We start from the raw sequence: 18,232 nt of genomic DNA, 5'->3' as shown, positions 1-18,232 counted from the left end.
TATCCCGGCTTGTAAAACATTGTTCGCCCCAGGAAGCTGCCTCGTGTATACTCCTCACCCTTAAAAAGTTCATTTCAAAAAAGGCACCGGTGCTTTACAAAGCAGCAGTAGTTGCAGTAAAATTCCGCACCATTTTGAAATAAGCTGGCGCTGATGCCAGCAGCAAACCGAATTAATCAAAGGTGAGAGGCACATGCCGGTAATTAAAGTACGTGAAAACGAGCCGTTCGACGTAGCTCTGCGTCGCTTCAAGCGTTCCTGCGAAAAAGCAGGTGTTCTGGCGGAAGTTCGTCGTCGTGAGTTCTATGAAAAACCGACTACCGAACGTAAGCGCGCTAAAGCTTCTGCAGTGAAACGTCACGCGAAGAAACTGGCTCGCGAAAACGCACGCCGTACTCGTCTGTACTAATCTTTTGAGAGCATCGGCTCTCAATTGTCAGACCGAGTTGTAGTTGCAAGGCCGTGCTTCCGAAAGGAATGCGCGGCTTGTTTTCGTTTATAAATCAGCATTTACACAAAATCATTCATGCTGTATCAAGGCGGCAAGTGAGTGAATCCCCGGAGCTTACATAAGTAAGTGACAGGGGTGAACGAACGCGGCCAACGCAGAGACAGTTTGAAGGATGAAGTGTAAATAAACGGGGCTTATGGCTGGACGAATCCCACGCGTATTCATCAATGACCTGCTGGCACGCACCGACATCATCGATCTGATCGATGCCCGGGTGAAGCTTAAAAAACAGGGCAAGAATTACCATGCGTGCTGTCCGTTCCATAACGAGAAAACCCCCTCTTTCACCGTAAACGGTGATAAGCAGTTTTATCACTGCTTCGGCTGCGGCGCACACGGCAATGCCATCGACTTTCTGATGAACTACGACAAGCTCGAGTTCGTTGAAACCGTTGAAGAACTGGCGGCCATGCACAATCTTGAAGTGCCGTATGAAGCCGGAACAGGCCTGAGCCAGATAGAGCGTCATCAACGACAAAATCTCTATCAACTCATGGAAGGATTAAATGATTTTTATCAGCAATCCTTCACACAACCCATCGCCGAGCCTGCACGCCAGTACCTGGAGCAACGCGGCCTGAGTGCCGAGATTGTCCAGCGTTTTGCTATTGGTTTTGCACCGCCAGGCTGGGACAACGCCTTAAAACGTTTCGGCGGTAATGTCGACAACAGAAAGCTGCTGCTCGATGCCGGAATGCTGGTCAACAACGACCAGGGAAGAACGTACGACCGTTTTCGCAATCGCGTAATGTTCCCGATTCGCGACAAACGAGGCCGGGTTATTGGATTTGGAGGTCGCGTATTAGGTAACGACACGCCGAAATACCTCAACTCCCCGGAAACCGATATTTTCCATAAAGGTCGCCAGCTTTATGGCCTTTATGAAGCCCAGCAGCACAGCGCGGAACCCCAGCGCCTGCTGGTTGTCGAAGGTTATATGGATGTCGTCGCTCTGGCGCAATACGGTATTAACTACGCGGTGGCTTCACTGGGTACATCAACCACAGCCGACCACATGCATATGCTGTTCCGTGCGACGAATAACGTAATTTGCTGTTACGACGGCGACCGCGCCGGGCGCGATGCCGCATGGCGTGCGCTGGAAACGGCCATGCCTTACATGACCGACGGTCGTCAGCTACGCTTTATGTTCCTGCCCGACGGTGAAGACCCGGACACGCTGGTTCGTAAAGAAGGCAAAGAGGCTTTTGAAGCCCGGATGGAGCATGCTCAACCGCTCTCCGTGTTCTTATTTAATAGCCTCCTGCCACAGGTTGACCTGAGCACGCCAGACGGCAGCACGCAGCTCGCTGCCCTGGCGCTCCCGTTAATCAGCCAGGTACCGGGCGATGCGCACCGCATTCAGCTGCGCCAGACGCTGGGTCTGAAGCTAGGCATCTTTGACGATGCACAACTTGATCGTTTAATGCCTAAACAGGCAGAAAGTGGCGTTGTTCGCCCGACTCAGCAGATAAAACAGACGCCTATGCGTATACTTATAGGGCTACTGGTGCAAAACCCAAATCTGGCACCACTTGTACCTCCTATGCATGGGCTGGCTCAGACAAAGCTACCAGGTCTCAGCCTGTTCACCCAGTTGGTGAACCTGTGCGTTGCGCAACCGGGCCTGACAACGGGCCAGCTTTTAGAGAACTATCGTGGAACAAGTGAGTACTCAACACTTGAAAAACTCTCAGCCTGGAACGATATAAAGGATGAGAACGTTGAAAAAATGTTCACCGATACGCTCAACCGAATTTTTGATTCAATGCTTGAACAGCGACAGGAAGAGTTGATAGCTCGCGATCGCACGCACGGTTTAAGCAGTGAAGAACGCAGGGAGTTCTGGGAAATCAGACAGGCCCTCGAAAAAAAATGAATTTAACGGCTTAACTGCCGAATACCGATCGGGAAGCCCCCGACAGCCGCTCGAGGCGCAGCGGCACTAATATAAGTACGCCCTCGCTTTAAATGTCGGCGGTTCGTTCGCCGACCGACACCAATCAAATGAATTAAGTGTGGATACCGTCTTATGGAGCAAAACCCGCAGTCACAGCTCAAGCTTCTTGTCCAGCGTGGTAAGGAGCAAGGCTATCTGACCTATGCCGAGGTCAATGACCATCTGCCGGAAGATATCGTCGATTCAGATCAGATCGAAGACATCATCCAAATGATCAACGACATGGGCATTCAGGTGATGGAAGAAGCGCCGGATGCCGATGATCTGTTGCTGGCTGAAACCTCCAACAACACTGATGAAGACGCGGAAGAAGCGGCTGCACAGGTTCTGTCCAGCGTGGAATCCGAAATCGGGCGTACAACCGACCCGGTGCGTATGTACATGCGCGAAATGGGTACGGTAGAACTGCTGACCCGCGAAGGCGAAATCGACATCGCTAAACGCATCGAAGACGGGATCAACCAGGTTCAGTGCTCCGTTGCCGAATACCCAGAAGCCATTACCTACCTGCTGGAACAGTACGATCGCGTTGAAGCTGAAGAAGCGCGTCTGTCTGACCTGATCACCGGTTTCGTTGACCCGAACGCTGAAGAAGATATGGCGCCTACCGCCACTCACGTCGGTTCCGAACTGTCTCAGGAAGAGATGGATGACGACGATGAAGACGAAGACGACGACAGCGACGATAGCAGCGACGATGACAACAGCATCGACCCAGAGCTGGCGCGTGAGAAATTTGGCGAGCTGCGTACTCAGTACGAAATCACTCGCGACACGATCAAAGCAAAAGGCCGTAGCCATGCCAGCGCTCAGGAAGAGATCCTGAAGCTGTCTGAAGTGTTCAAGCAGTTCCGTCTGGTACCGAAGCAGTTCGACTACCTGGTAAACAGCATGCGTACCATGATGGACCGCGTGCGTACCCAGGAACGTATCATCATGAAGATGTGCGTTGAACAGTGCAAAATGCCGAAGAAAAACTTCATCACTCTGTTCACCGGCAATGAAACCAGCGAAACCTGGTTCAACGCGGCTATCGCGATGAACAAACCGTGGTCTGAAAAGCTGCACGACGTAAAAGAAGACGTTATGCGCAGCCTGCAGAAACTGCAGCAGATTGAAGAAGAGACCGGCCTGACCATCGAGCAGGTTAAAGATATCAACCGTCGTATGTCCATCGGTGAAGCGAAAGCCCGCCGCGCGAAGAAAGAGATGGTTGAAGCAAACTTACGTCTGGTTATTTCTATCGCTAAGAAATACACCAACCGTGGTCTGCAGTTCCTCGACCTGATTCAGGAAGGCAACATCGGCCTGATGAAAGCGGTAGATAAGTTTGAATACCGTCGCGGCTACAAGTTCTCCACCTACGCAACCTGGTGGATCCGTCAGGCGATCACCCGTTCTATCGCAGACCAGGCGCGCACCATCCGTATTCCGGTGCATATGATTGAGACCATCAACAAGCTCAACCGTATCTCCCGCCAGATGCTGCAAGAGATGGGTCGTGAACCGACGCCGGAAGAGCTGGCCGAGCGCATGCTGATGCCAGAAGATAAGATCCGTAAGGTGCTGAAAATCGCCAAAGAGCCAATCTCCATGGAAACGCCAATCGGCGACGATGAAGATTCGCATCTGGGTGATTTCATCGAGGATACCACCCTCGAGCTGCCGCTGGACTCTGCGACCACCGAGAGCCTGCGTGCTGCCACCCACGACGTTCTGGCTGGCCTGACCGCCCGTGAAGCGAAAGTCCTGCGTATGCGTTTCGGTATCGATATGAACACCGACCACACGCTGGAAGAAGTGGGTAAACAGTTTGACGTTACCCGCGAACGTATCCGTCAGATCGAAGCGAAGGCGCTGCGTAAACTGCGTCACCCAAGCCGCTCTGAAGTGCTGCGTAGCTTCCTGGACGATTAATCGCCCCGGTAAGAACGTAAAAAAGCTCCCTGATGGGAGCTTTTTTTTGCCTGTAATTCGGTGCATTTCCCGGCGGCGCTACGCTTGGCCGGGCTACAGGCCGCGCGTTTTCAACGCCACGTCCAGTTCCTGATACGCCTCAACAAGCTTATCCAGCGTAATCCGGCTCAGCCCACTTGGGTTCGGCAACACCCACACCTCGGTATCACCAATCATGTAGGTCTGCTTACCCCACGTCGCCCCGCGCTGCCCTAAGCCACGCTCAAAGGCCTGCTTGCCGAGCACCGCCAGCGCAGCTGGCTTGTAACGCTCAACCTTCTCAATCAGCGCCTGCCCGCCGCTGCGCAGTTCCTGCAGACTGACCTCACTCGCCTGCACCGTCGGGCGCTCAACCAGCTTGGTGACGCCACAATGGAACGTCAGCATCTGCTCCGCCTCTTCCGGCTTCAGCTGACGCTCGGTAAACCCCGCAAGGTGCAGCACCTTCCAGAAGCGGTTTGCCGGATGGGCAAAGGGATAGCCCAGAGAAGAAGATGACAGCCCCGGGTTAATGCCGCAGAACAGCACCCGCAGCCCCGAATCAATAATGTCCTTAACCATAATATTCTCGATCAATACATCGTGAGATCAGTATAACGAATTGAAAATGCATTGTTTATAAAAACAGCATGTGCACGCTTAACGCTGGATTGGCGCTCGCTGTTACTTTATAATCGTCCGCTATCATGGCCCCTTAGCTCAGTGGTTAGAGCAGGCGACTCATAATCGCTTGGTCGTTGGTTCAAACCCAACAGGGGCCACCAAATAAAACAAGGAGTTAGATGATAAATCGTCTGACTCCTTTTTCTTTGGATGCAATTTGGGTCAGGTAATGGGTCAGGTAAGGAATTGCTACCCGGCCCTCTTCATCTCGTTGCAAGCCCTCCCGGATAGTGATGAAAGTCAGTAGCACGGCCTGTAATATTCACCGTACCGAATTTTTACGGCTTTGCCGCAACAAGCCAGTTACCTGCCGCGCTCGCAGAATATCGACAGCCCGAAGGTAAGGGGATTGTTCCTGCCAGCTAAATCCCTTCCTGTCGATACGCACCAGTTCGTATTTTTCCACCAGAAAATTCACGGCATCAGCCAGCGAGATCCCAGTGTCGATATGTTCCTGTATAACACGTTCCTCACTGAACGGTGTGTCGTTGAGGGTGAGACCATAGTGCTGTTCCAGCAGGCGTGTCAGTAACATTTGCCAGACAGCCACGGGTGACAGGCAGGGCTTCACCGCCCGCTGAGTTGTTGCAGGTAAAGTTTTCATATTTGCTCTCGTGAAATTCGTTAGCGTTGAGTGGGATAGACGGCGATGTATACATAGCCGCAACTGCCAAGGGTGTCGGCTTCGCAGGTGAAATCATTGTGGTACAGGGTGACACAGTGGGCATGGCGAGGATTCATTTCACCAGTAGTCAGCATCGATTCCATCTGGCTGATAAAATGCGGGAATACCACATCCAACTTAAGACATTCTGCTTCGCTGAACTTACCGGTGATACTGGCCCGGTCAGCTAAATAATGCAGCCGGTTCCCCTCCTGTACCAGACGGGCTCCCAGGCGTGGCGTGATATCCCGCTGCAGGCCCAATGTGATGTTGCTCATTGATAACCTCCTTTATTGTCAGTTCAGGGTAATACTCATCAGGCAGGCATACGGCCCGTAGCGGTCCTGGCGGCGTTCGGCGTATACCGCCAGCATACCGGGAACATCCGGGATGTCTTTACCGAAGTAATGACGAATGCTGCCATGCCACTGGTATTTGCCGGTGCAGTAACGAAAGATTCGGGACTGTGGATGCTGGTGGTGAAGTCGCATGGCATCAGATTTACTGATTATTTTCATGAGGCTTCCTCACAGCAGACCGTGTTCTGCGAACGAATAGATTTGCCTGCCACCAATAATCAGATGGTCAGGGACGCGGATATCCACCAGCTGAAGCACCTGCACCAGTCGCTGCGTGAGGGCTTTATCGGCCTGGCTGGGTGTCGTCTCGCCGGAAGGATGGTTATGGGCCAGTATCACTGCTGCCGCGTTAAAGTACAGGGCACGTTTAACCACCTCCCGGGGATGCACCTCGGTGCGGTTAATCGTGCCGGTAAAGAGCGTCTCATGGGCAATCAGCTGATTCTGGTTGTCCAGATACAACACCCGGAACTCTTCCCGCTCAAGCGCGGCCATATGCAGTCGCAGCCATTCACGGACGGCGTGTGTGGAGGTGAAGGCCACCCCGGGCTCATGCAGATGTCTGTCCAGAACCCTGAGTGCCCGCTGGATGAGACGCCGGTCCTGTGGCGTTATCTCGCCGGGTAAAAAGGAAAGCTGTTTCATTCGTTGTTCCTCCGGTCAGTCAATGATGCGCAGAATGGCGTGGGCTTCTGGATGCTGCAGGGCGTAGTCCCGCAGACGGTAATAGTGCGCGGTCATCGCGTCACACTCTGTACGGCAGGCGTGATGGCTGTATTCAATCAGGCAGACGGCAATACCTGCGGCTTCTGCGCTCATTTCCACGCCATTACCGTTCAAATTATTGAACAGACTCCATGTCTCATTGCGGTCAGCATCGGGTGCCATAAAGGCCCCGCCGTTGCTCAGCGTGTAAAACTGCCAGATGCCACCGCTGTAATCCGCGCAGAAGCGGTTCATCCAGGCGAAGATGCGGGGCTCCAGGGTTATCCACTGCGGAATAGTGCCGAAGTGCTGCGGCCAGAAGCTGATACGCATTCCATCAGGCATCACAGTGGCATGAAGTAATTTATCTCCGGTCGGCTCTTTCTGGCTGTGATTATGATGATCATTGTGTTTTGACGTTGTGTCGTTATACATAGTGATTTTCCTTTCGGTTATTACAGTCGCAGATATGCCGCAGGCGGGTTTCCTGTCAGGGCTTACAATGCGGTATATGAGAAATTCCCGCGAACGGGATATGGATTTGGAGAGAATGGAGAGCGTAAAGTCAGGCTATCTGGCCCCAAGTACCGGTGTGTTTTTTTGCCTGCAGCTGACTGAACAGAACGAGCATGTTCTCCGTCATCAACCACAGTGCACTATTGAGCTTCACATCCCCGTCGATACGCCAGCGTGACGTTACGATAAAGTGTTTATCCACCGATAAGGGGCGATCATCGGCTCGTACTGCTTAGGGTGTGAGGTATCGAAGTCAGCAATTGCTCAAAGGCCTGAGAGCAGCCAGATTTTTGCATACGGAGATCTCTGCGTGAAAAATAAAAAACCTCGCAACCAATAATGGATGCGAGGGATTCACAGAGATAATATCTATATGAAATAATTTATAATTCAAGCAGATAACTTAAAGCTGTAGTTGCGTCAATTATAAATTTCAGATCGTGGGTGACTGGCAGCCATGTGCCAGAAGCGGACACTGTTCACAATATCGAGTTAATCATTGGATATGTTGATCGCTCCCATTGAAAAATTTCACATTATCCAATATATCAATGTTGAGGCTTCCCTCTTACACCTCTAAAGGATAACTATCATGGGTCTTAAACCTGGTCCAAAACCAATTGCTAAATCGACAGGAAAACCGGATCAACGTCGACGTGATAATAAAGATACTCCTGGTAATACCCCGGGACTAAAGCCTAGTAAATCTACAGGGAAATAAAAAATTCAGGGTATATATGTCTTATTTATACCCTGATTACATATCCAGATTACTAAAGATGTTTCTGCAACCAGATGCGCGTACCTTCTGTTTCATACGCCTTTGCACCATAACCTTTCGCAAGAAGGGACTCTGGTAAATACTCGTCATATTTATCTAAGTACTTTTCTGGAACATCTGTGGCAAGATCAAATGCAGATGGCAAGCCTGACAACAGCATTTCTTTGAGCGCGTGCTGAACGGAAGCTACACTGGAGTTATCGATTTCTATAACGCCAGCAAATGAATTTGCTTTAAAACCACAACGTATGAGCAAGGCTGTAATCGTATTGACAACTTTATCCCCCATCCAGGGTATTACGTAACAGTGTTGTCCACTCGTAATAAAACACTCATTTTGAAGTTTAAAACGCTGAAAGTTACTACAGCCTTCCGCAAATAGGTTTCTGGCGGCAGTATCGGCATAATCTACTTTCTTGCTACCTATTGCTATGCGGTAATCACCTTCCCTATAGATAGCGAGCATTTCCTGACGAACGGCATCATGAACAGACATACCTCCCCCACTAAATTGTGGTGGCTGACCGCCTTTGGTTGCCTCTACATAGATAACTTTTTTCTCTGTCTCGATCTCTGTCACTTTCCAGCGCCGCCCACCGAAGATGATGTGTTGGTCTGGTAGCAGTGGGGAGTCCACAGGCACTGTTCCAAGGATTCTGTTTCCGGTGATAATGCGGAACTCTTCTGGTGTATTGAACACGGCATAAAAAGTATAATGGTTAGTCAGTTTCTCCCCCTCTGCCCCAACAACCATTTCGCCGCTAGCAAGTTGAGTGAGTAGGCCACATGCTCCCATATGTTTAAGCAGGCTTTTGAAATCGTTTAAATCTACATTTCTGAACGGCCCTGTCTGGCATAGTTGTGACCAGAGCTGGTCGGCACGAACTCCACCCCATTGTGCGGTAATTGCAAGAATCTGGTGTAGCAGCGTGGAGTAATGCATCTGCCGGGAATCGGCAGGCTCAAACCATTGTTTAGAGATCATCAACCTGATCATTGCCATCGACTGCACCAACTGGAGTCGTAGGTGATCAACGATACTGCTACTCACAGTAAGCTCATTTTCTGTAATTAGCATTCTGAGTACTGACGGGGAATCGCGTCGCCCAGAACGCCCCATTCGCTGGCGCAAACTGGAAACAGAATGCGGAGGCGTAACTTGGATAACCGACTTAACCTTACCGATATCAATTCCCAACTCAAGCGTCATTGTACAAACAGCTGTTGTGGGCAAATTTCCTTTCTGAAGACGAGATTCAAGCACCTCACGTAATTCCTTGGCAAGGGAACCATGGTGGGGGAAAAATTCATTCGGAACAATTTGTTCCTCACACATGTCGCTCAGCGTTGCCGCAATGCTTTCAGTGCGTTTTCGGCTGTTTGCAAAGACCAAATGAGAATCGCCACGGCAAAGTCTAAAAATGTCAGCGCAAACGTCATGTTCAGCTGAACTCTGAAGTTCTTCCTCATTTTGGATCACTCGCTCCAGGTACCCTTTGACCTGTACCTGAAGAGTGGCCATGCTATTACTATCTGTAACAGTTACGCAGGGGAGTCGTTTGTCCGGGCGCAACATTTCGGGCACTTTCTCCAGTTCCCCCAGCGTGGCACTCAACGCAACGCGGGGAATTGGATTTACCTGGCATCCTAGCACATGGTCAATTCTATTGAGCAGAGAAAGCAGCTGTACACCACGCTCTGAACCAATAAAAGCATGAAACTCATCAATAACGATGTATGCGACTGAAGAAAACGCCTGTTTGAGCCAGCCCATTGAATTTATGAGCAAAGACTCAAGTGACTCAGGTGTAATCAGTAAAATGCCAGCAGGGTTCGTCCGAGCCTTCTTCTTTTTGCTTTGTGGTACATCCCCGTGCCAGGGAGTCACTGGCATTTCCAATGCATCTCCAAGGCTCCCAAGACGACGGTACTGATCGTTAATCAATGCCTTCAACGGACTGATATAGACGATGCCAAATCCATTCGTGAGATCTGCAACTGCCGAACAGGCAGGAAGAAAGAAAGCCTCTGTTTTACCCGCTGCTGTACCTGCACTGATTAGCACGTCTCGATCACGGGCTAAAATTGCCGGGATAGAACTCTCCTGCAAGGGCCTTAATGTCGACCACCCCTGCTTGTAAACCCACTTACGGACGCGGGGATCGAGGCTATCGTAGGCACTGCTCATAGTTTGAAGTTCGCCAGTCCGTCGTCGTCATCGCTTTCCTCCGTAGTGGTGTCATCCATATCGCTGGGCCGGTCCTCTTCAATCGCCACACCCTCGATTAGTGTTTGCCAGTTCATCGTTCTGTTTTGTTCCAGCACGGCCAGCATGTCCAGGAAACCTTTTATGGTATTACGGGGGGTACGGAAGTAAGCGTCTCCAATGGTTTTACTACAGTGATGCAGGAATCCAGTCAGTGCCTCATCTGGTACCAGATAATTCTCTGGATCTCCACCGGCATAAACATGACGAAGATTTCTCAGCAAAATATACAGTTCCTCAGGGGTGAGGCTGGCAAGATGCAAAGTGGGGGATGAGTAGTCAATCACTCCTGCTTTTTGCGCGAACCGGTTTTCCGCCAGACGCGACTGGAGCGCCTCATAGCTGTAAAGACCTTTACGCGGATCGAAAAGAAACTCTGGCGTACCCCCGAGGATAAAACCAATGTTCTCGGCTGAGCCTTGCAGGCAGTCATTCAGGATCCGCAAAATCTGTTCGTAGTTCGCTGTTCTTGCTTGCGTATTATTCAGCTTAAAGAGGTTCACCATTTCGTCGAGGCTGACCAAAAGACCGGCATAGCCTGCCTGGCGGACAAAAAGGCTCATCAGCTTCAAAGAATCATAGAATGATGCGTCTGAGATAATAGTCCGAACGTCGAGATCGTTACGGGCATCAGTTTTGGTGGTGTACTCTCCCCGCAACCAGCGAATAGCATTGGATTTTAGCGTTTCGTTATCCTGCTCATGCCCGCGCCAGAATGCATCAATGACCTTCGCAAAGTCATATCCACCCACCATATCTGACAGAGCTGCCAGGCGTTTATGAATAACTGATGAAACCTCGGAGCCGTCCGTGTCCGCTTCCTTTCTTGCCTCCGTAACGAATCTTTCAACAACGCTAAGTAACGCATTACCATCCGGCTTGTTTCTGGTGGACATGTTTTTCATAAGCTCAGAATAGAGATTACGAGCCTGACCTCCCGATGAGTGAATGCGTCTGTCAGGAGAAAGGTCTGCACTGACTGACACCAGCTTCTTCTCTAGCGCAATAGAGCGCACAACACTCAGAAAGAACGTTTTACCAGAACCATATTCACCGATGATAAGTCTGAAGCTTGCACCACCGTCAGCAGTCCTCTCAATATCCTGGTGGAGAGCGGTGATCTCATTCACGCGGCCAACCTGGATATGCTGAATGCCTATCCTTGGCGTTACACCTGACTTAAGTGACTGAATAATAGCGTCACGTTCTTTCACTCTTATACGTGTTACAGACATTCACTATCCCTCTAATTCTTTGGCAATTTCCAGGTCAACCCAGATATCATCATCGGCATCGTCCAGTACTGGAGCATCAACCACCGCATAGGACCAGTCATTGATCACCTCAAGCGCACCGCCGAGCATCAAATTCAAATTTCCGCACAATTCTGTCGCCTCTTTTCGGGACCACTGTTCTTTCTCCAGCAAACTGCGATAAAGCTGGCTATGTGCGGAGTCAAGCCCCCCCGCCTCCGTTGATGAGGCTGGAGCGCTTTCTGGCTCTTCCGGTTCTTCTTCGGTGAAAATTGTGTTCAGCAATTTACGAACATCATCCGTGGCAGATTCGTGGCGGGCAAGTACATTAGCATCCAGTGTGAACCCTGCTGCTGGCTGATCAGTTGGTACAGACGAGACGAGATCATGTTCAGTTGCGGAATGCTGATGGATATTGCTCGAGACAGATGAGGGATCCAGCCCCAAACTTGAATAAATCTTCTCAAGCTGTTTGATTTCGGCAGGCGCTATTGTCCCATCCGAACAGGCAACACTAACGATAACCTTACCCACAGCAGCTTTTTCCGCGGCCCCCATCAACTCAATCCTACTTTTTATTCCTGTCATATTGGCTGGGGTATGAAGTTGCCACGTTAAATACGCATGTAGAGAGCGTTTTTCATCATCGGTGAAGCCAGGATTGTTGTTGATGGCATTCTCAAGCACTTTCTGTTCAGCTTGATCAAGAGAATCGTCAATCAAGGCGACCATCGCCCCTAATCTGAGCGTCATTACGGCTGAGATAAATTCAGGAGAAGGTGAGAAGCGTCCACCTTCGGCGGCAGGGAATAGAACAAGTGTCCCATCAACATCCGCCTTCACATGGTGATAATACGGGTCAGGTGCCAGACCGTAACCCATCTTCAGAGCAAAGGCCTGCATCAAATCGGCCTCTTTTTTATTGATCTTATTGGGGCAACTGGCATTCATATGTGCCCAAAAGTCAGCAACTGAGACTAACCCCTCCTTGACGAGGATCGCCTCATCAGCCCAGCGTTTGAATGAGCTTAATATTTTTTCTGCGCTTTCATTAACGATCTCTGAAGGGAGCAGCATAATTGCAGCCGTATCATTGACTGACGTACCTTTCCTACCAAGGTAGCGACTATAAGCATCAAGTTCATCTGTACATATATCGGCAAGAGCCATAATTTTCTGGACAGGGCTCTTCAACGCACTTGGATCAGGCAGGTCGGGAACAGGAAGTCGAACACCTCGCAAACTAGGACTTGCTGGTGTGTAATCTAACCTTAGGCGCGTTTTATTCGCCTTAACGACCATCCCTTCACCATATTTGAGGGTGTAACGCCGTTTGAAAAGCGCAGCAAACTCTTTAGCACAGCGGCGAGCCGGGGTACGCAGCGAATACTCGGTGTAGTTTATTACCCAGTTCAACGCCAGTTCAGCTGATACAGGAACTCCTTCATGTACAGTTTTTGCCAGAGCCAGCTTAAATTGCATGCTGTTGCTGAAACCTGAATTGCTATCGAGCTCAGTGGCTAAGCCCATGTTCGGGCGCAGAATAGACATGGCTTCGAGTAATTGGGTCGAATATCCACGGAAGGAGCGGTTCTCAATGAATACCGATCTTAACCGAGCGACTTCATTGAACAGATTACGGAACTCAGCATCAGGGAATTTTGGGTCAGTGGAATCTACGAGCGCTTTTCTTTCCAGGCCGTAGAGGTAGATAAAAACATAGCCGATAGGACACGATGGATCAGACCTATCGCTGGCAAGCCAACTGACATACGCACCGCGTGCTTCTGGGGAAAGAGAGGAAAAACTGGGCCAGTATCCTAATGAACTGTCCTCGTAAAGATAAGAAGTAGGTTTTATCTTACATGTGTCATCAATTAATGATGCCTCACTTCCATCGTCATAATAGCCGCCTGATTCCTGACCGGAGGGCTTCATACGTTGCCCCACGTAAATGTGGCCACCGCTAATTGCTACACCAGCTACAGTTATCATCTCACCCGGAAGTACCCATCGAGCTAGTGCACCTGCTGACTTTGAGGTGTTGCGGTAATGATTGGTTGTCACCCGAAGTTCAACACCCCGGCCACCGCTCAATGTAAAAGTTGCAAGGTTATCGTCTTCACTATCATCGTTTCGCACAACCGCCTCTTTTTTCTTGATGTCAGCGAGCCATTCTTTTGGCGGTGCTTTCACGGGGTCTGAAGCATAAGACTTTGGAGATTTACGTTTTTTCTTTCTAAAAAACAACAAGTAAATGACAAAAATCGCCGCCAAAAACTTCAATAACTCCATGATATATAACCTTAAAATCATTCTTCACGCATATTTACAAGCAGTGATGAAGGCAGGGCAAGTGGATTAATCTCAAAATAATACTTCTAAATTGCGAGGGTTAAAAGCAAATCACAATTAAAATTAACCCAATGATTTAAATGATAAAAATCATTTAATAATGTGTTTAACCAGCAGTGAAATCTTAAGGTGTTAAAACCTGTTAGGCCATTCGTCTCTAAATGATGTTGTACTACTGCTACGTTAACATGCGAGCAAATGTACTGCGGATGCACATCTGACCACTGTATGATGATACTTACCTATTCGCTGAGAATGTCGGCAACTTTATGGCAGGGAAGCTTTTAGAGACTATACCGTCTCGAATTTCCGTTTATCGCTCTCAGCAGACCTTCAGCATCCTAAGCTTGTCTGCTGTGGGCCAGGAGCGGTCATTTATACGTAGTAGCTCAATGACTGCTTCGTACATAAAGCTGTCATTGGACTTTCTGACCTTACAAGGTAATCTGGCTTGCAAGGAAGCCGACCTTGCGGGACCGGTATAACGCACTGTTATATGCTATAGGAGGGCTAGTGGAAACGACAGACATTGTTCGAAAACTTTTTGACGGTGTTGTTCCTGAGAGAGCATCAGAGATTGAATCTATCGCTAACGATTATGATGCCCAGTTCCGACTGATTGCTGACCGCGAAGGATTTAACTTAGATGCTGGAGGGTTCTCCGCAATCCAGTACACCAGCAGATCAATGCGTCAAATGTGGCTTTTCGGTTATGCGGGAAGGCAGGCGTTACATTGTTATTCTTCGTTGATCGTATTGTTCAAATCATTCGGTACCACTCTCGACATAAACGAAATCAACAAGATTCCAGATCAGGCAGCAGAAGATGAAGCCTTCAAGTCGATACTTGATGCAGTGAAAGACCTGAGCACTGCATTTCATGAAGACGACTTTGAATGGCCAGTGGCTATTCCTGATCCTGAGAAGGGTAGGCCGTCAGATTCAGAGCGCGCTGCAGTATATGATCTCACGTGCATGGCTACGGCATATGTATTTTTACATGAACTGAAGCACGTAATTTTCTCAGCTGAAGGAAATGCACCGGAAGACCCGAAGGACGAAGAATATCTGTGTGATCAGTTCGCTAAAGATATGATGATATCCAAGATCGATCAGTACGCCGCAAGCAGTGGGTATCCCCCGGAAAAGGTTAGGATGAAGCGTATGATGGGGATCGCTCTAGCATCCGCCTTTATCCTTTTCGCAACAGGAAGAAACCGCCTCGCGGGTTCAGAGACTCATCCTCCCATTTACGGGCGTTGGTCGGCGACTGTGCAAGATGTCAATTTACCGGAAGATGACTGGTTCTGGCTGTATTTTTCCTCATTCGCCCTTGCGTTGCTGAAATATCATTCAATAACCATTCAGCCGAAGATCGTAAAGGATTATAAATCGCTATGCTTTGACCTAATCGCAGATCTTGAAAATGGCATATAACAAGGTAATCAAATTCGGTCGCCGGACGCTCATTCCTCGCGCCGTTTATTGCGGGAGTTACTGAGCGGCAGCTTCTGGCACAAAAATGAAATAGAATCTTCTATCATTGAATGACCGCTCTTTGTCTGAAGCAGACCTTATTGACCTTGATTTCTGTCCGCTCTGTGCTGTGAGTTCAACGGGTCAAAGCTCATTCTTATAATGTAAATAATACCGGTCGGGACATTTCAGGCTATGGGTAAAAGAAAACCCCGGCAGCCAGGAGGTTGTCGGGGTTGGTTTGTGGGAGAAAATGCGGGTATCAGTCGTTACCACACTCTCCGGGAGTGGGCAGGACCTTCGCTGCATTCGTCGAGTCAGCACTGAAAGAGCCCGCTTTGCGGTCATTGACGTAGACCTCAAACTGTCGGGCTTTGCGGATATCGCTGATGAAGTCATACCAGGCGTTATCCCCATTTCGCCAGCCTAGTCTGGACGGAATAACGTACTGCTGGTGATTCATTACCACGGTGATCGTGGTGCCGTCATCGTGCGAACTGACCATCCTGTTATCCGTCTGGGTCAGAAAAACAGAATGCTGGTAGAAACCGTTCTGGTCCGGATTTCCCGTGCAATTGATGGTAAACATTTTCCCACTGGCATCCGTCACGTTGTATTCCGTATTGCCCTGGCCATAGCCCTGCTGCCAGAGTCCAGGAACCGCAGAGGCTGTAAAACTGGTAAACAGTGAACATGCCAGTACAAACCGGCTTAGTGAACCTATTGTCATTTCTGTCTCCTTTATCGTTGTTTTTTATTCGTGGTTCTCAGGGTTTGAGGGTATCAGCAGCCGACCCATCAGTTTTCCGTCATGGGAGTACTCAAAGTATTTTTCCTTCGTATACCGGTCCGTAACCTCGTGGTATTCCAGTTTGATATTGTCGGCAATACAAAGCGCATTCATCAGCGGCTGGACGGTTTTTTCCTGCATATCCACGAGGTAGTAGTAACTACCGCCCTCGCAGCCATCGGGCAACTGGCGGGTACGTAAGACCTGCAGGGTGAGACCGGATGAGAAGCCAACCTGTGACCATTCTTCGCTGACATCATCCTGACGACTGACCACATCGCTGAAGCGCGGCGGGGTGAGATCCTTGAACTTGCTGATGGCCTTCAGTTCATCACTTCTGTCATCGCAGGCGCTCAGAAACAGAGTGGTGGCAACCAGTGCCAGCAGAGGTAGTGTTTTACGTTTCATTATTTTTTTCCTGAAATCAGACGAACCACTTTGGCAAAGACATAAATCCCCACAAAAATACCCACCGGCACACCGGCGAACGGCGTCAGTGCAACACTGGCAGCACCGGCTGCACCTCCGCCCGTCAACAGTGCAGCAACGGTGGCAAGTGTCAGGGCCGTGAGGCTGTCGGACACCCCGGTTTTGTTCAGAATGATGACGATGGCAACAATGGCGATAATGGCAATTACGGGCATAGGGCTCCTCCCTGTTGCCGGGTTGATAACAACGCTTGCGCTATTCTGGTGGACTGTCGGCCGGAACAAACGTAAGCAGTGACTGCTGGATAAAGCGAAAATGGGGTAAGGTCTGAATAAAGACCGGGTCTTCAACAAGACGACACAGACTGTCGTTACGCCGGAAACTCTCCTGCAGGAGCTGAACCAGATGGATCTCATCCAGGGTGAATACGGCGATATGTCCGTCGTGTTCCGCCACCAGATACCAGGCCTGCTGGTGGATGAGTAACCGGCAGGGAGCCAGCCGCTCACAGCGCTGCCCCTCGGCAATCAGCGTCACCCGCCTGCGCCCGGTAATGGCCTGAATCAGTCTCCAGAAAGACAATGCTCCTGAAGGCGAAGGAACCGGACTAGCTGGTGCTATCACGCAGGGAGACTCATCGCACATCAGCAGTGCGTTCACCAGACGGCGGTCAAGGCCGGGGAAAAGTCCGGCCAGCCCGCTGCGGTGGGCAAAGATAAGCACGTCGGGCACCATCTGCATCTCGCTGCCAGCAGTGCGTAAGCGGCAGTATCCGGACTGATACTCCAAGTCCAGATACATCAGTCGCTCACGAAAATCACGCCGCAGCGTGCGCACTGACACGCCAAACTCAGCGGCCAGTTTGCGCACACTCAACGTTTCACCCGCCACCAGACGGCTGATTATCAGTGACAGCCTGACAGCCAGCCGGTCATGGCGGCGTTCTGCCTGTGTCATGAGAGGTTCTCCAGGAAAGTTAACTGACTGAAAATGATGTGATTACTTTAAACAGGGGGGCGGACAGGGTATGGACAACGCAGAAACTATTTTTTATTTCTGCAAAAGCCAGATGTAACGGGGGTTACAGGCTATTACCGGGAGATTGAGGCACACGAGCACGTAGCAATTCGGACAGGTGGTGTCCGATAATAACAATGTGGCAACATAAAACGTCTACTGCAGTTGTGTGAGCAGTGTTTCAGCCATCACCCACAGCGCACGGTTAAGCTTCACGTCCCCGTCAATGCCACGCACGGCACGAGTATGCGTTCGTTCGCCTTTAACATTACGCCCGCTGAGTCCGCCCTTAATCAGGTTTTCCTGAATCCGCTGATAGGTAGTCCACAGGTCATTGCTCTCATCCTGCCAGCGGCGCGGGGAGAGTATCTGCGATTCAGTAACCGGCTGGTGGTCCTCACCAAAGCGATACGTTAGCGCGGCTTTTGCCAGCGCCTGCTGCGCAGGTGGCGGTAAAAGCAACGACTGCATGACATCCCGCTTTTCTTCCACACGCTCAAAAATCCCCAGCACCTCATAGGCCCCCTCAAT

At 50.1% G+C, this 18,232-nt stretch carries 18 protein-coding genes and 1 tRNA gene; 5 read left to right on the top strand and 14 right to left on the bottom strand.

The window, feature by feature from the left end; translation table 11 throughout:
* Nucleotides 1-193 precede the first annotated feature (193 nt).
* The 3 genes from rpsU (at nt 194) to rpoD (ending at nt 4,388) form a co-directional block, all read left to right on the top strand.
* Complete coding sequence (gene rpsU / locus GKAS_RS09210) at nt 194-409, top strand: 30S ribosomal protein S21 (RefSeq protein WP_001144069.1); 216 nt, start codon at nt 194-196, stop codon at nt 407-409.
* 238 nt (nt 410-647) lie between these two features.
* Nucleotides 648-2,390, top strand: a complete 1,743-nt coding sequence (gene dnaG / locus GKAS_RS09205) for a DNA primase (RefSeq protein WP_035893683.1) — start codon at nt 648-650, stop codon at nt 2,388-2,390.
* A 153-nt stretch (nt 2,391-2,543) separates the two neighbouring features.
* Nucleotides 2,544-4,388: an RNA polymerase sigma factor RpoD gene (gene rpoD, locus GKAS_RS09200; RefSeq protein ID WP_035893681.1), complete on the top strand. Its 1,845-nt coding sequence runs from the start codon at nt 2,544-2,546 to the stop codon at nt 4,386-4,388.
* Nucleotides 4,389-4,481: 93 nt separating this feature from the next.
* On the opposite strand, the gene mug is transcribed toward rpoD, so the two are convergent.
* On the bottom strand, nt 4,482-4,988 hold the full coding sequence (gene mug / locus GKAS_RS09195; protein WP_035893679.1) for a G/U mismatch-specific DNA glycosylase: 507 nt from the start codon (nt 4,986-4,988) through the stop codon (nt 4,482-4,484).
* A 127-nt stretch (nt 4,989-5,115) separates the two neighbouring features.
* On the opposite strand from mug, the gene GKAS_RS09190 reads away from it, so the two are divergent.
* Nucleotides 5,116-5,191 (top strand) — tRNA-Ile (locus GKAS_RS09190).
* A 161-nt stretch (nt 5,192-5,352) separates the two neighbouring features.
* Here GKAS_RS09190 and GKAS_RS09185 read toward each other — a convergent pair.
* From GKAS_RS09185 to GKAS_RS09150, 8 genes are all read right to left on the bottom strand, one after another.
* The gene (locus tag GKAS_RS09185; protein WP_015063033.1) at nt 5,353-5,694 is read right to left on the bottom strand and encodes a TA system toxin CbtA family protein; all 342 of its coding nucleotides are present in this window, start codon (nt 5,692-5,694) and stop codon (nt 5,353-5,355) included.
* 20 nt (nt 5,695-5,714) lie between these two features.
* Complete coding sequence (locus GKAS_RS09180) at nt 5,715-6,032, bottom strand: type IV toxin-antitoxin system YeeU family antitoxin (protein WP_035893676.1); 318 nt, start codon at nt 6,030-6,032, stop codon at nt 5,715-5,717.
* A gap of 18 nt (nt 6,033-6,050) precedes the next feature.
* On the bottom strand, nt 6,051-6,272 hold the full coding sequence (locus tag GKAS_RS09175) for a DUF987 domain-containing protein (protein ID WP_035893674.1): 222 nt from the start codon (nt 6,270-6,272) through the stop codon (nt 6,051-6,053).
* Nucleotides 6,273-6,281: 9 nt separating this feature from the next.
* Complete coding sequence (locus GKAS_RS09170) at nt 6,282-6,758, bottom strand: JAB domain-containing protein (protein ID WP_015063036.1); 477 nt, start codon at nt 6,756-6,758, stop codon at nt 6,282-6,284.
* 15 nt (nt 6,759-6,773) lie between these two features.
* Nucleotides 6,774-7,253 (bottom strand): antirestriction protein, encoded by a 480-nt coding sequence (locus GKAS_RS09165; protein ID WP_015063037.1) that lies wholly within the window; start codon nt 7,251-7,253, stop codon nt 6,774-6,776.
* 854 nt (nt 7,254-8,107) lie between these two features.
* A complete protein-coding gene (locus GKAS_RS09160) occupies nt 8,108-10,303 on the bottom strand; it encodes a DEAD/DEAH box helicase (protein WP_035893672.1) in 2,196 nt (731 codons plus the stop codon).
* On the bottom strand, nt 10,300-11,616 hold the full coding sequence (locus tag GKAS_RS09155) for an ATP-binding protein (protein ID WP_015063045.1): 1,317 nt from the start codon (nt 11,614-11,616) through the stop codon (nt 10,300-10,302). The genes GKAS_RS09160 and GKAS_RS09155 overlap by 4 nt, the downstream gene beginning before the upstream one ends.
* A 3-nt stretch (nt 11,617-11,619) precedes the next feature.
* Complete coding sequence (locus tag GKAS_RS09150; RefSeq protein ID WP_035893670.1) at nt 11,620-13,929, bottom strand: tellurite resistance TerB family protein; 2,310 nt, start codon at nt 13,927-13,929, stop codon at nt 11,620-11,622.
* A gap of 573 nt (nt 13,930-14,502) precedes the next feature.
* Between GKAS_RS09150 and GKAS_RS09145 the strand changes: the two genes are divergently transcribed.
* Entirely contained in the window at nt 14,503-15,426 is a 924-nt protein-coding gene (locus GKAS_RS09145; protein ID WP_227745126.1) for a phage exclusion protein Lit family protein, read from the top strand.
* 301 nt (nt 15,427-15,727) lie between these two features.
* On the opposite strand, the gene GKAS_RS09140 is transcribed toward GKAS_RS09145, so the two are convergent.
* From GKAS_RS09140 to GKAS_RS09120, 5 genes are all read right to left on the bottom strand, one after another.
* Complete coding sequence (locus tag GKAS_RS09140; RefSeq protein WP_015063048.1) at nt 15,728-16,195, bottom strand: hypothetical protein; 468 nt, start codon at nt 16,193-16,195, stop codon at nt 15,728-15,730.
* Between the two features lie 24 nt (nt 16,196-16,219).
* On the bottom strand, nt 16,220-16,663 hold the full coding sequence (locus tag GKAS_RS09135) for a YfjS/YafY family lipoprotein (protein WP_015063049.1): 444 nt from the start codon (nt 16,661-16,663) through the stop codon (nt 16,220-16,222).
* The gene (gene ypjK, locus GKAS_RS09130) at nt 16,663-16,899 is read right to left on the bottom strand and encodes a protein YpjK (RefSeq protein ID WP_015063050.1); all 237 of its coding nucleotides are present in this window, start codon (nt 16,897-16,899) and stop codon (nt 16,663-16,665) included. Before ypjK ends, GKAS_RS09135 begins: the two co-directional genes overlap by 1 nt.
* A 40-nt stretch (nt 16,900-16,939) precedes the next feature.
* A complete protein-coding gene (locus GKAS_RS09125) occupies nt 16,940-17,641 on the bottom strand; it encodes a DeoR family transcriptional regulator (RefSeq protein WP_015063051.1) in 702 nt (233 codons plus the stop codon).
* Between the two features lie 216 nt (nt 17,642-17,857).
* Nucleotides 17,858-18,232: DUF932 domain-containing protein (locus tag GKAS_RS09120; protein WP_035893664.1), on the bottom strand; the 375-nt coding region annotated here is incomplete at its 5' end.

Origin of the sequence: Kluyvera ascorbata ATCC 33433 (assembly GCF_000735365.1) — a bacterium.
Classification (GTDB): domain Bacteria; phylum Pseudomonadota; class Gammaproteobacteria; order Enterobacterales; family Enterobacteriaceae; genus Kluyvera; species Kluyvera ascorbata.
This window is presented reverse-complemented; position numbering and strand designations above follow the sequence as displayed.